This window comes from Pseudomonas sp. OF001 (genome assembly GCF_904426495.1).
Lineage (GTDB): Bacteria > Pseudomonadota > Gammaproteobacteria > Pseudomonadales > Pseudomonadaceae > Geopseudomonas.
In genome coordinates this window covers 46,441-59,593 of the sequence record NZ_CAJGBM010000009.1, presented here as the reverse complement: position 1 = coordinate 59,593, position 13,153 = coordinate 46,441, and the positions used below count along the sequence as shown (strand labels likewise).

The 13,153-nt window shown below is 65.8% G+C and carries 10 protein-coding genes; 4 read left to right on the top strand and 6 right to left on the bottom strand.

Annotated elements, in window-relative coordinates:
• Positions 1-171 precede the first annotated feature (171 nt).
• The gene (locus tag RA210_RS06955; RefSeq protein WP_136488606.1) at positions 172-573 is read right to left on the bottom strand and encodes a GFA family protein; all 402 of its coding nucleotides are present in this window, start codon (positions 571-573) and stop codon (positions 172-174) included.
• A gap of 228 nt (positions 574-801) precedes the next feature.
• Complete coding sequence (locus RA210_RS06950; RefSeq protein ID WP_201485875.1) at positions 802-1,377, bottom strand: hypothetical protein; 576 nt, start codon at positions 1,375-1,377, stop codon at positions 802-804.
• Positions 1,378-1,483: 106 nt separating this feature from the next.
• On the opposite strand from RA210_RS06950, the gene RA210_RS06945 reads away from it, so the two are divergent.
• Entirely contained in the window at positions 1,484-1,789 is a 306-nt protein-coding gene (locus tag RA210_RS06945; protein ID WP_201485874.1) for a DUF1883 domain-containing protein, read from the top strand.
• Between the two features lie 60 nt (positions 1,790-1,849).
• On the opposite strand, the gene RA210_RS06940 is transcribed toward RA210_RS06945, so the two are convergent.
• The 3 genes from RA210_RS06940 to metH all read right to left on the bottom strand — a co-directional run bounded on the left by RA210_RS06940 (position 1,850) and on the right by metH (position 7,034).
• Complete coding sequence (locus RA210_RS06940) at positions 1,850-2,326, bottom strand: GNAT family N-acetyltransferase (protein WP_201485873.1); 477 nt, start codon at positions 2,324-2,326, stop codon at positions 1,850-1,852.
• A 6-nt stretch (positions 2,327-2,332) separates the two neighbouring features.
• The gene (locus RA210_RS06935; RefSeq protein ID WP_201485872.1) at positions 2,333-3,259 is read right to left on the bottom strand and encodes a restriction endonuclease; all 927 of its coding nucleotides are present in this window, start codon (positions 3,257-3,259) and stop codon (positions 2,333-2,335) included.
• A 64-nt stretch (positions 3,260-3,323) separates the two neighbouring features.
• Positions 3,324-7,034: a methionine synthase gene (gene metH / locus RA210_RS06930; RefSeq protein WP_201485871.1), complete on the bottom strand. Its 3,711-nt coding sequence runs from the start codon at positions 7,032-7,034 to the stop codon at positions 3,324-3,326.
• Between the two features lie 339 nt (positions 7,035-7,373).
• Between metH and RA210_RS06925 the strand changes: the two genes are divergently transcribed.
• From RA210_RS06925 to RA210_RS06915, 3 genes are all read left to right on the top strand, one after another.
• Positions 7,374-9,644 (top strand): fatty acid cis/trans isomerase, encoded by a 2,271-nt coding sequence (locus RA210_RS06925; protein WP_201485870.1) that lies wholly within the window; start codon positions 7,374-7,376, stop codon positions 9,642-9,644.
• A gap of 106 nt (positions 9,645-9,750) precedes the next feature.
• Positions 9,751-10,335: a Fe-S biogenesis protein NfuA gene (nfuA, locus tag RA210_RS06920; protein WP_136488601.1), complete on the top strand. Its 585-nt coding sequence runs from the start codon at positions 9,751-9,753 to the stop codon at positions 10,333-10,335.
• Positions 10,336-10,517: 182 nt separating this feature from the next.
• Entirely contained in the window at positions 10,518-11,819 is a 1,302-nt protein-coding gene (locus RA210_RS06915) for a sigma-54 dependent transcriptional regulator (protein WP_236574662.1), read from the top strand.
• Positions 11,820-11,876: 57 nt separating this feature from the next.
• Here RA210_RS06915 and RA210_RS06910 read toward each other — a convergent pair whose 3' ends face one another.
• A complete protein-coding gene (locus RA210_RS06910) occupies positions 11,877-13,139 on the bottom strand; it encodes a hypothetical protein (RefSeq protein ID WP_201485868.1) in 1,263 nt (420 codons plus the stop codon).
• Between the last annotated feature and the right edge of the window lie 14 nt (positions 13,140-13,153).

Genomic DNA, 13,153 nt, shown 5'->3' with positions numbered 1-13,153 from the left:
CGCCCTGATCGTGAAGCATCTCCGCTGCTGCAGACCGGGCGCACCGCTGACAGGTTGCCGCGCCGGGACAACGCGCGGCGGTGCAGGCCAGCAGGACAGGTCAGTGAAAGTGTGGCGGGTTTCCCCGGCCTGTCCACCCCGCAGGCTCGACCAAGGCCTGCGGGGCTGCGTTCAGGAGGCGGGGCGCTCGGCGTACTGCGGCAGGTCGTCGTGGATCTCGCACCACTCGGCCCTGGAGCCGACGAAGATGTGCGCGGTCGGCTTGCCGGCGATGGGTGTGTCCAGCGTGCCGATGCGCAGGCGCAGCAGCTCCGGCTGCCCCGGGCGACGGCTGTACAGCGGCGAGCCGCACTTGCCGCAGAACACGCGGAACACGCCCGGCGAGGACTGGTATTCGGCCAGCGCTTCCTGTCCCTGGACGAGATGGAACGCGCTGGTGCTCACCGAGGCGTTGGTGGCGAATGCCGAGCCGTTGGCCTTGCGGCAGCGCGAGCAGTGGCACATGACGATGGGACCGAGTTCGCCGTGGATTTCGTAGCGGACCGCGTTGCACAGGCAGCTGCCTTCGAGCATGGGACTCTCCTTGTGGGTAGGGACAGGACGGGCGTTTGCGCCGTGCAGCTTACCGCGGCCCTGGCAGCCGGCGAAGATCGTCCGGAAGCCTTCCGGCTGCGCGTTTTCTCATCTTGCCGACATCCGCCTCACGAAATCTTCACGCTCGCCTGCGTACGCTGAACGAACTGAGAGTTTCCCCTGTTTGCCCCGCCACCGAGCGGGGCTTTTTGTTTCCGGGCGTCCGGGTCAGGGCAGCACGGTCAGCTGCTCGACCCAGACCAGCTCGCAGGCGCCAGCGCCGGTGTCCTCCCGGCTCAGGGAGCTGACCCACTGGAAACCGTCATCGCCCTCGACACGCACCAGCTGGCCGGACAGGCGGATACGCGCGCCCGCCTGCAGCCTGTCCAGCGTGGCGGCTACCGCGGCACTGGCCGGGATCATGTGCATGTTGGCGCTGTGCCTCTCGATCTCCCGGCGGGGGATGGGCAGCTCGTCGGCTCGCCAGTAATACCAGCGGTTGCTCTGGCGGATCTCGATCTGCCCGGACAGGCCCGGATCGGCCATGGGGCCCCAGCCCAGCGCCAGGTCGGTGGGCGAGACCTGGGCGCCGCGGTCGAAGCGGTAGTCCTCGCGCCCCAGCACCAGCGCCTCCTCGAGCTGGAAGGGCTGCAGCGCTTCAACGCGATGATCGCCGATCCGCAGCTGGCCGCCAGCCAGGTCGCCGCTCACCGGAGGCGCCTTGGAAGCCGGAGTCAGCACGATCCACGCCAGCCACAGGCCGGCCAGCCATACGGTCAGTTTGAAGAGTCGCTGCAGGTTCATGGCTCGCGGTGGGCGTGGAGGGGGAGGCGAGTTTAACCGCTGCGACGGAGCGAAAGCTGCGGCTTCGTGCTATGTTCCGCGCCTTGCAACGTGCTCTGGAATCACCATGAAATTCATCCATCAACGCGAACAGCTCAACGAGGACGACCTGGTCATCATCGAAAGCTCGCAGCCCTGCAACATCCGCCTGATGAACGACGCCAACTTCCGCGCCTTCAAGAACGGCGCCCGGCACAACTACATCGGCGGCCACTTCGACCGTTTCCCGGCGAAGATCCGCGTACCGGGCGACGGCTTCTGGAACATCACCCTCGACACCGTCACCCGCCGCCCGATCAGCGTGACGCGCAAGCCGAAGCTGGAGTATTCGATCAGGATCAAGCGGCGTTCGGGCGGGGGCAAGAGCCACTGAGGGGGCGTAGCTGGAGGGGCCTGCCGAGAGGCGGGCGCGCCACACGGACGGTGCGGCGGCTCAGCCCAGCGCTTTGAACATTCGCGCATTGGCCAGCGCGATGCCGCGCACGACCGGCAACTGCCGCGCGATCACCCGAAAGTCATTGCGGAGAAAGAAAGCCTCCGCGCACAGACTGACGTCGGCACTCAACTCCAGGATGCCGAGCTGACGGGCACGCCGTTCGAGGAAAACCAGCAACATCGTACCGACGCCGCGTCGTGAGGCATCGGCCGCGACGAAGAACTGGTCGATATGGCCGTCTGGCTGCAGGTCGGCGTAGCCGAGCAGCGTACCTGTTACATCCTCGACCACGAACGGGCGGTTGCGGCGGATGCCCTCGCTCCAGGCGTGCTCGTCGAAGTCCGCCGGCGCCCAAGCCTCCAACTGCTCCGCTGAGTAATGAGCGACTGCCAGCCGGTGAACCGAGTCGTGGAACAGGGCGTGCAGTTGCAGCTCTTCGCCGGGGAGAAAAGGGCGGATTGATGGTGTGCTCATCGGGATTCAGCCCGCTTCCTCGTCGAAATAGTCACTATCCAGCTTGGGCAGCTTGATGAGGCGTGAAGTTACGCCAACCTCATGGTCCATCATGAGGTTGACCAGTTTGCTGCCGTCGACCAGCACGATGCCTTCGACCGAGCGGGCAAAATCGATGGCCTGAGCGGTGAACCCCGAAGTGGTGATAAACACGCCGCGCTTGGCCTTCTGACCAGCCAGTGCGCCATAGAATGCCTGTAGCTCTGGACGTCCGACGGTGTTCTGCCAGCGTTTGGCCTGTACGTAGACCTTTTCCAGCCCCAGCTTGTCCAGCGAGATAATGCCGTCGATGCCGCCGTCACCGGAGCCACCGACACGTTGCAGGTCGTTGCGGCTGGCGCCATAGCCGAGACGATGCAGTACGTCGAGGACGATGATCTCGAAACGCCCGGGCGAAACCTGCAGCAGGTTGTCCAGCAGGTCGGCAGCGACGGCATCACGCAGCTCCTTGAGAGCCTGCTCCAGACGGTCGTCGGGGCTGGCGGTAGCCGAGGTTGCCGCTGGCGTTTCTTCGGTTTCTTCCTCCAGTGGAGTTGCGTCGCTGGCAGCCTTCAATTTCATGTTGACGAATGCCATCGCCAGGCGCTCAACCTCGTCAGGCGGTAGCGGGCTTGAATTTTTGGCCGCGTAGGCAAAACCCTGTTCGGTCAGCTTCCAGTAGCCGCGTTTCGGGCTGTTGGACAGTCCGGCACGCTTGAGACGGTCGTGAGCCCAGCCGGTGCGGTTCTTGTAGGTAGGTTGGCCACTGGGAACCACCTCCTGGCGCTGCTCCTCGCTCAGGTGGAGGGCTTTGGCAGCCGCTTCATGCACTTCGCGAGTTGCAGCGCCGGCCGGATTGGCGGCCAGAAAACGCAGGATGGGCTCGATGAACTGATCGTAGGTGGGGAGGGACATCTATGTCTCCAGAAGCGAAGTGGGCAAGATCGCTCTTGCCCACCGTTGAATCATCCGTTGTTGATCAGGCGTCGTAACCCAGATTCGGCGCCAGCCAGCGCTCGGTCACGGCCAGCTCCTGGCCCTTGCGCTTGCTGTAGCTCTCCACCTGGTCCCTGTCGACCTTGCCGACGGCGAAGTACTGCGCCTGCGGGTGGGCGAAGTACCAGCCGGAGACGGCGGCGGCGGGGAACATGGCGTAGTGCTCGGTGAGGAACACGCCGCTCTGGCCCGGCTTGCCGGTGTCAGCCTGCGGGTCGAGCAGGGCGAACAGGGTGCCCTTCTCGGTGTGGTCCGGGCAGGCCGGGTAGCCGGGGGCCGGACGGATGCCCTGGTACTTCTCCTTGATCAGTTCCTCGTTGTCGAGGGCCTCGTCCCGGGCGTAGCCCCAGTAGTCCTTGCGCACCTGCTCATGCAGCCACTCGGCGCAGGCTTCGGCGAGGCGGTCGGCCAGCGCCTTGACCATGATGCTGTTGTAGTCGTCACCCTTGGCCTCGTAGGCCTTGGCCAGCTCTTCGGCACCGATGCCGGCGGTGACGATGAAGCCGCCGACGTAGTCGGTGACTCCGGAGTCCTTCGGCGCGACGAAGTCGGCCAGCGACAGGTTGGGCTTGCCGTCCGGCTTGATGGTCTGCTGGCGCAGGTGGTGCAGAGTGGCCAGCTTCTCGCCGTGGTCGCCGTAGACCTCCAGGTCGTCGCCGGCGACCTGGTTGGCCGGCCAGAAGCCCAGCACGGCGCGGGCCTTGATCAGCCTCTCGTCGATCAGCTTCCTGAGCATCGCCTGGGCGTCGTTGTACAGGCTGGTCGCCGCTTCGCCGACCACCTCGTCGGTGAGGATGCGCGGGAACTTGCCGGCCAGGTCCCAGGAGATGAAGAACGGCGTCCAGTCGATGTACTGGCTGAGCAGCTCGAGGTCGATGTCTTCCAGCACCTTGACGCCGGTGAAGGAGGGCACCGGCGGCTGGTAGCCTGCCCAGTCGAACTGCGGGCGGTTGGCCAGCGCGGCCTCGTAGCTCAGGCGCTCGATGCGCGCGCTGCGGTTGGCGGTGCGCTCGCGCACTTCCGCATATTCGGTGCGCAGTTTGGCGACGTAGTCGGTCTTCAGTTCCTTCGACAGCAGGGTGGTGGCCACGCCGACCGCGCGCGAGGCGTCGGTGACGTAGACAACGGCGTCGTTGTTGTACTGCGGCTCGATCTTCACCGCGGTGTGCGCCTTGGAGGTGGTGGCGCCGCCGATCATCAGCGGCAGACTGAAGCCCTGGCGCTGCATTTCCTTGGCGACGTGGACCATCTCGTCCAGCGACGGGGTGATCAGCCCGGACAGGCCGATGATGTCGCACTTCTCGGCGATGGCGGTCTGCAAGATCTTCTCCGCCGGCACCATCACGCCGAGGTCGACGATGTCGTAGCCGTTGCAGCCGAGCACCACGCCGACGATGTTCTTGCCGATGTCGTGCACGTCGCCCTTGACCGTGGCCATGAGGATCTTGCCCTTGGCCTCCGGCTTGTCGCCCTTCTCGGCCTCGATGAAGGGGATCAGGTGGGCCACCGCCTGCTTCATCACCCGTGCGGACTTGACCACCTGCGGCAGGAACATCTTGCCGGCACCGAACAGGTCGCCGACCACGTTCATGCCGCTCATCAGCGGGCCTTCGATCACTTCGATGGGCCGCGCGCACTGCTGGCGCGCTTCCTCGGTGTCCTCGACGATGAAGGTGGTGATGCCCTTGACCAGCGCGTGCTCCAGACGCTTGTTGACGTCGTAGCTGCGCCACTCCTCGGTCTCGGCCTCCTTGACGCTGCCGTCGCCCTTGTACTGGTCGGCGATGGCCAGCAGCGCCTCGGTGCTGCCTTCGTGGCGGTTGAGCACCACGTCCTCGACCTTGTCGCGCAGCTCGGCGGGGATCTCGTCGTAGATCTCCAGCTGGCCGGCGTTGACGATGCCCATGGTCAGGCCGTTCCGGATCGCGTGGTAGAGGAATACCGAGTGGATCGCCTCGCGCACCGGGTTGTTGCCGCGGAACGAGAACGACACGTTGGACACGCCGCCGCTCGACAGGGCATAGGGCAGGTGGTCGCGGATGTAGGCGCAGGCCTCGATGAAGTCGACCGCGTAGTTGTTGTGCTCCTCGATGCCGGTGGCCACGGCGAAGATGTTCGGGTCGAAGATGATGTCTTCCGGCGGGAAGCCGACTTCGTTGACCAGGATGTCGTAGCTGCGCTGGCAGATCTCGCGCTTGCGCGCGGCGGTGTCGGCCTGGCCGACCTCGTCGAAGGCCATCACCACCACGGCGGCGCCGTAGCGCTTGCACAGGTGGGCGTGGTGCTTGAACTGCTCGACGCCTTCCTTCATGGAGATCGAGTTGACGATGCCCTTGCCCTGGATGCACTTCAGGCCCGCCTCGATCACCTCCCACTTGGAGGAGTCGATCATGATCGGCACGCGGGAGATGTCCGGCTCGGAGGCGATCAGGTTGAGGAAGGTGACCATCGCCGCCTTCGAGTCCAGCATGCCCTCGTCCATGTTGATATCGATCACCTGGGCGCCGGCTTCCACCTGCTGGCGGGCGACGTCGAGGGCTTCGGCGTAGTTTTCCTCGCGGATCAGGCGGGCGAACTTGGCCGAACCGGTGATGTTGGTGCGCTCGCCGACGTTGACGAACAGCGAGCTGCGGTCGATGGTGAACGGCTCGAGGCCGGACAGGCGGCAGGCCTTGGGGATGACCGGGATGGCGCGCGGCGGGTACTTGGCGACCGCCTCGGCGATGGCCTGGATGTGCGCCGGGGTGGTGCCGCAGCAGCCGCCGACGATGTTCAGGAAGCCGCTGGCGGCGAATTCCTCGACCACCACGGCCATCTCGGCCGGTGTCTCGTCGTACTCGCCGAAGGCGTTGGGCAGGCCGGCGTTGGGGTGGGCGGAGACGTGGGTCTCGGCCTTGGTGGCCAGCTCTTCCAGGTACGGGCGCAGGTCCTTGGCGCCAAGGGCGCAGTTCAGGCCCACGGAGATCGGCTGGGCGTGGCGCACCGAGTTCCAGAACGCCTCGGTGGTCTGCCCGGACAGGGTGCGCCCGGAGGCGTCGGTGATGGTGCCGGAGATCATGATCGGCAGCGTGACGCCGTCTTCCTCGAACACCTGCTGCACCGCGAAGATCGCCGCCTTGGCGTTGAGGGTGTCGAAGATCGTCTCGATCAGGATCAGGTCGGCGCCGCCCTCGATCAGGCCGCGGGTGGCCTCGGTGTAGTTCTCCACCAGCTCGTCGAAGGTGACGTTGCGGTAGCCGGGGTTGTTGACGTCCGGGGAGATCGAGCAGGTGCGGCTGGTCGGGCCGAGCACGCCGGCGACGAAGCGCGGCCTGTCCGGGGTCTCGGCGGTCTTGGCGTCGGCGACCTGGCGGGCCAGGCGGGCGCCGGCGACGTTCAGTTCGTAGACCAGCTCCTCCATGCCGTAGTCGGCCTGGGAGACGCGGGTGGCGTTGAAGGTGTTGGTCTCGAGGATGTCGGCACCGGCGTCCAGGTAGGCCTTCTCGATGGCGCCGATCACGTCCGGACGGGTCAGCAGCAGCAGGTCGTTGTTGCCCTTGACGTCCTGCGGCCAGTCGGCGAAGCGCTCGCCGCGGTAGTCCTCTTCTTCCAGCTTGTAGCTCTGGATCATGGTGCCCATGCCGCCATCGAGGATCAGGATGCGTTCCTTGAGGGCTTGCTGGAGGGCCTGGAGGCGGGCGGCGCGGTCGGACATGGGGACTACCTGGACAGGGTGGATCGTGAAGGCGGGCATGATAGCAAAGCTGCATGGTTCTGGAGCGGGGAGGGGGAAGCCATGAATTTTGTTCATGTTGTCGGGGGCTGATGGTTCCCACGTTCCACGTGGGAGCCGGATCTCTGGACGCTCCGCGTCCATCGGCCGCAGGAACGGCCGGGGCTGCGTGTCAACGCGGAGCGTGGGCACGATCGTGGTGCCGCCGGCGCGGCCTGCCCGGTAGGCAATCGCTGCACGAGTTGCCAACCCTACGGCTCGTGCACACCAGTGCGCTGGGCAAACGGCTAGAATCCTCCATCGCCCGCCACGGACAGCCTCATGCCCATCTTCCTCCTGCTGCTGGTCAGCCTGCTGCTCAGCCTGCCGCTGTCCGCCGCGCCGGTGTCCTTCACTCGCGACGTGCAGCCGATCCTCACGCAGAAGTGCGTGGCCTGCCATGCCTGCTACGACGCGCCCTGCCAGCTCAACCTGGGCAGCGCCACCGGTATCCAGCGCGGCGCCTCGAAGGTGCCGGTGTACAACGGCAAGCGCATCGAGGCCGACGCCACCACGCGACTGTTCGTCGATGCGCAGACGGAAGCCGGCTGGCGGGCGCAGGGCTTCCATTCGGTGCTGGGCGGCGGCGATGCCGCGCTGGTGGCCCGGATGCTCGAGCTGGGCCGCGCCCATGCGCCCTTGCCCGGCGCGAAGCTGCCGGAGGATCTGGAGATCGGCATCTACCGCGAAAACCAGTGTCCGAAGCCCGAGCAGTTCGACGAGTTCGCGCGCAGGAACCCCGGTGCCGGCATGCCCTTCGCGGTCAGCGGCCTGAGCGACGGCGAGTACGCCACCCTGCGCCGCTGGCTGGCCGAGGGCGCGCCCCTGGATGGCGAACCGGTGGTCGCCAGCGCTTCCGAGGCGGCGCAGGTCGCCGCCTGGGAGGCGCTGCTCAACCGCCCCGGCGCCCGCGAGCAGCTGGTGGCGCGCTGGCTATACGAGCACCTGTTTCTCGCCCACCTGTACTTCGACCAAGGGAAAAGCGGGCGCTTCTTCGAGCTGGTGCGCTCGCGCAGCCCCAGCGGCGAGGCGGTGGACGTGATTGCCACCCGCCGTCCCAACGATGACCCCGGCACCAGCTTCCACTACCGCCTGCGGCCGATCCAGGGCGTGATCGTGCACAAGACCCACATCACCTACGCGCTGGGTCCCCACAAGCTCAGGCGGATCGAGGAGCTGTTCTTCAGCGGCGACTGGATGGCGAAGGCGCTGCCCGGCTACGGCCCGCAGCGCCGTGCCAACCCGTTCGAGACCTTCGCCGCCATCCCGGCCCGAGCGCGCTACCAGTTCATGCTGGACGATGCCGAATACTTCGTGCGCACCTTCATCCGCGGCCCGGTGTGCCGCGGGCAGATCGCCACCGACGTGATCCGCGACCACTTCTGGACGCTGTTCCAGGCCCCCGCCCACGATCTCTATCTGCTGGATGCCGACTACCGCGAGAAGGTGACGCCGCTGCTGGCGCTGCCGGGGCAGGAGGACGACCTGGCCCGCCTGCCGCTGGTCTGGCACCGCTACCGCAGCAAGCTGGGCGACTACGAGGCGGCGCGCCGCGAGGCCTACTCGCACACGCCGTATCCGAGCTGGTCGCACATCTGGGCCGGCAACGACAACGCGCTGCTGAGCATCTTCCGCCAGCATGACAGCGCCTCGGTGCGCAAAGGCCTGATCGGTGCCGTGCCGCAGACCCTGTGGTGGCTGGACTTCCCGCTGCTGGAGCGCACCTACTACGCGCTGGTGGTCAACTTCGACGTGTTCGGCAACGTCTCCCACCAGGCGCAGACGCGTCTGTACTTCGACCTGATCCGCAACGGCGCCGAGCAGAACTTCCTGCGCCTGATGCCGCCGGGCGAGCGCCGGGCGATCCTGCACGACTGGTACCAGGATGGCGGCCTGCTCAAGGTGTGGCTGAACTACGAACGCATAGACAGCGACACGCCCAGCGGCCTGGTCCTGCCACCGGGCGATCCCAAGGAAGCCTTCGCTGCGCGCCTGCTGGAACGGTACGGCACGCTGAACGCGCGGCCCGACCCGCTCAACCGCTGCCGCGACGGGCGCTGCTACCGGCCCACTGCCAATTCCGCCGTGCAGCAGATCGACCAGCGCCTCAGCGCGCTGGCGGCCCGGCCGCTGGCGCAGTTGAAGGCCATCGGGTTCCTGCCCGAGGCGACCCTGCTGCGCGTCGAGCTGGATGGCGGCGGGCGCGAGGTCTACAGCCTCTTGCGCAACCGTGCGCACAGCAACGTGGCCTTCATGCTCGGCGAGTCGCTGCGCTACCAGCCGGAGAAGGACACCCTGACCCTGTACCCGGAAGTGCTGAGCAGCTACCCGAACTTCCTGTTCAGCCTGCGTGAAGGGGAGGTGGGCGCCTTCGTCGCCTCGTTGCAACAGGCCGAGGCGGCGGAGGATTTCGAGCGCATCGTGCAGCGCTGGGGCGTGCGCCGCAGCGATCCGCGCTTCTGGAGCCTGTTCCACGACCTGGCCGCGCACATCCGCGAAACCCAGCCGGTGGAGGCGGGAGTGCTGGACATGAATCGCTATCAGAACCTGTGAGGGCTTCGGGAGAGAGTCGCTGCCGGCCCTATTCCTACCAAAATGCTGGGACTTTATCCGCGCCCCGGCATGGCGTACACTGCGCGCATACCTGCAAGGAGTTCCCATGAGCGCCATCACCTTCACCGAATCCGCCCAGGCTTACCTGGCCGAGCTGCTGGAGAAGCAGAACACCCCGGGCATCGGCATCCGCGTGTTCATCACCCAGCCGGGCACCCAGTACGCTGAGACCTGCATCGCCTACTGCAAGCCGCACGAGCAGAAGCCCGAGGATACCGCCCTGGCGCTGAAGGACTTCACCGCCTGGCTGGATGCGGTCAGCGTGCCCTTCCTCGAGGACGCCGTGGTCGACTACGCCACCGACCGCATGGGGGGCCAGCTGACCATCAAGGCGCCGAACGCCAAGGTGCCGATGGTCAACGAGGACAGCCCGCTGCCCGAGCGCATCAACTACTACCTGCAGACCGAGGTCAATCCGGGGCTGGCCAGCCACGGCGGCATGGTTTCGCTGGTCGACATCGACGACGAAGGCGTTGCCATCCTGCGCTTCGGCGGCGGCTGCCAGGGCTGCGGCATGGTCGACATGACCCTCAAGGATGGCGTCGAGAAGACCCTGATGGAACGCATCCCCGAACTGAAGGGCGTGCGCGATGTCACCGACCACACCAACAAGGAAAATGCCTACTACTGAGTAGCTCATTTTCCGGATATTGCAGTGAAATATTACAAAGGGCGGATATCCGCCCTTTGTAATTTCGATTATCACGAAACCATCTAAGCTCCCGTCTTCCCCTTTGCTAGTTTCATTCCAGCAGCGCCGATGTCTCTTCAGAGATTATTAGCGAATAACCAGGATGGAACATGCACAATCAAATGCTTCGTCGACTCCTCGTTGTCGACACTTCGAACGAATTCAAGCCCCTTGTTTCCAAACTGCAGCATGCCGGCTGGGAGGTAACGGTCTGTTCATTCGATGAAGCCTTCGAGCAGCGGGCGGAGGTCGGGATCATCCGTCTCGACATTGCGCTCGATGATCTGGAGGAGGTGCGTGACCTGGTCAGCCACAACCCCGCCCTGTGGGTTGCCGTGCTGGCGCCGGGGGTGCCGCTGGATGGGAGCCTTGGCTCCCTCATCGGCGAATGGTTCTTCGACTACTACACCCTGCCGCTCGATCTGGACCTGTTCCAGGCCACGCTGGGGCACGCCCTGGGCATGGCCATGCTGCGCAGGCCCGAGAAGCTCAGGGCCGATGACGACCGGCTGCTGGGCAACACGGCGACCATGCGCGAACTGCGCACGCTGCTGACCAAGCTGGGCCCCACCGACTCGCCCGTGCTGATCCGCGGCGAAAGCGGCACCGGCAAGGAGCTGGTGGCTCATGCCCTGCACCGGCTTTCGCGACGGGCCAGGGAGCCCTTCGTGGCGATCAACTGCGGGGCCATTCCCGAACAGTTGATCCAGTCCGAACTGTTCGGCCACGAGAAGGGGGCCTTCACCGGTGCCCATCAGCGCAAGATCGGCCGGATCGAGTCGGCGGATGGCGGCACGCTGTTCCTCGACGAGATCGGCGACCTGCCGATGGACCTGCAGGCCAACCTGCTGCGCTTCCTGCAGGAAGGGCAGATCGAGAGGGTCGGCGGCAGCCAGCCGATCAAGGTGAATGTCCGCGTGCTGGCGGCCACCCACGTCGACCTGGAGCAGGCCGTGGAGCGTGGACGTTTCCGCGAGGACCTCTACTATCGCCTGAACGTCCTGCAGGTGCGCACCAGCCCGCTGCGCGAGCGTCTGGAGGACGTTCCGGCGCTGGCCCGGCATTTCGCCAGGTTGTATGCCGAGGAGGTCGGCCGGCGTCCGCGGCCCTTCAGCGATGCGGCATTGAAGGCGCTGTGTGACTACGACTGGCCGGGCAACGTGCGCGAACTGGCCAACCGGGTGCGGCGTGGCCTGGTCCTCGCCGAGGGCAATCTGATCGAGGCGGAGGATCTGGGCTTCCAGCGCGCGGTCGCGGCGCACAAGGCCGACATCAGCCTGGAAGACTACAAGCTGCAGGCCGAGAAGCAGGCGCTCAGCGATGTGCTGCTGCAGTACTCGCAGAACCTCAGCCGCGCCGCCAAGGCGCTCGGCGTGTCCCGTCCCACCTTCTATCGCCTGCTGAGCAAGCACGGCATCCGCTGACCGCCACCATGTAAAGCCCCGGCCGGACGCACATCCGGCCGGGGCTTTTGCGCAGGGTCAGAAGTAGTAGGGGAACTTGAGGCTGAAGGAAAAATCCGGCGCATCCGGGGTCAGGCCGATCGACAGGTTGGGCACCATGGTCAGCTTGTCGGTCAGGGCGAAGGTCATGCCGACGTTGAAGTAGGCCGCATTGGCGTCGCTGCTGTCGACGGTCTGCCAGTCGCCGCCGTCGGGCTTGATCTCGCTTTTCCGGCCGATCAGCTGCGAGTAGGAGAAGGACAGGCTCATGCGGTCGTTGAGGGCGAAGGCAGTGCCCAGGCCGTACTGGAACCAGTCGCCCAGCTTGACCTTGCCGCCGAGCTTCTGGCCGGGCGTGGAACTGATGTCGTCGAAGGACTCCTCGAAGTTGTGGGTATAGGAGAGGTTGGCGAACAGCACGGCGGGGTCGACGGTCTTCACCAGGGCGATGCCCGGGGTGACCGACCACACGCCGTTGCCGGTGGGCAGCTCCTCGGGCACGGTGAGGTTGGTGTTGGTGGGCGACTGGACCAGCTTGATGCCATAGGGCTCATCGCCGGTCGGTGCCTTGACCCGCAGGCTGAAGACCGCATCCGGCCGTCCTGGCGCCTCGTCGAGGAACTTGTAGGACACGCCCATGCTGACATCGCCGATGGCCGGGTCGCGGGTGACGGTTTCCGAGGAGAAGGTGTTGGTGCCACCCCCGGCCCCTCCGCCGGCACCGGTTGCACCGGCCGATTCGTAGGTCGTCTCGCGGTAGGTAACCGGCACGTTGAGGTCGAACTGCCAGCGGTTGCCCAGGTTGTAGCGGCCAGTCAGGTCGAAGGTGAAGTTGTCCGACTCGATCTGGTCGACGCCGATGTTGCCGAGGAAGATGGCGTCCAGTGCGAGGAAGCCATTGAGGAACATCTGCCGGGCATCGTAGTGGCTGTAGGTCAGACCGGTTTCCAGGCTGAACCTGCCTTCGCCGAAGAAGCCGCTGGCCTTGTCGTAGATGTCCCCGACGCTGCGGGCGGGCGTGTTGTCTTCACGCAGGCTTTCTCCATAACCTGTCGCTTGCGTGCCGGAGGAAGGAGAGCGTGCCAGGCGCTGGGGTTGGGGGACCCCAGGCTGCGCTTCCACTTCGCGCACGCGCTGTTCCAGTACCATCAGGGCTTTCTGTTGCGCGTCGTATCGCTGGCGCAGTTCGAGCAGTTGCTGTTGCAGGGCCGCTACATCTGCCTCTGTAGCTGCATGCAGGAAGGTGGATGGAAGAAGGGCAGCGACACCTATTGCAATCTGAAGCGGATATGAACGAGACATGAGCGAAGTCCCTA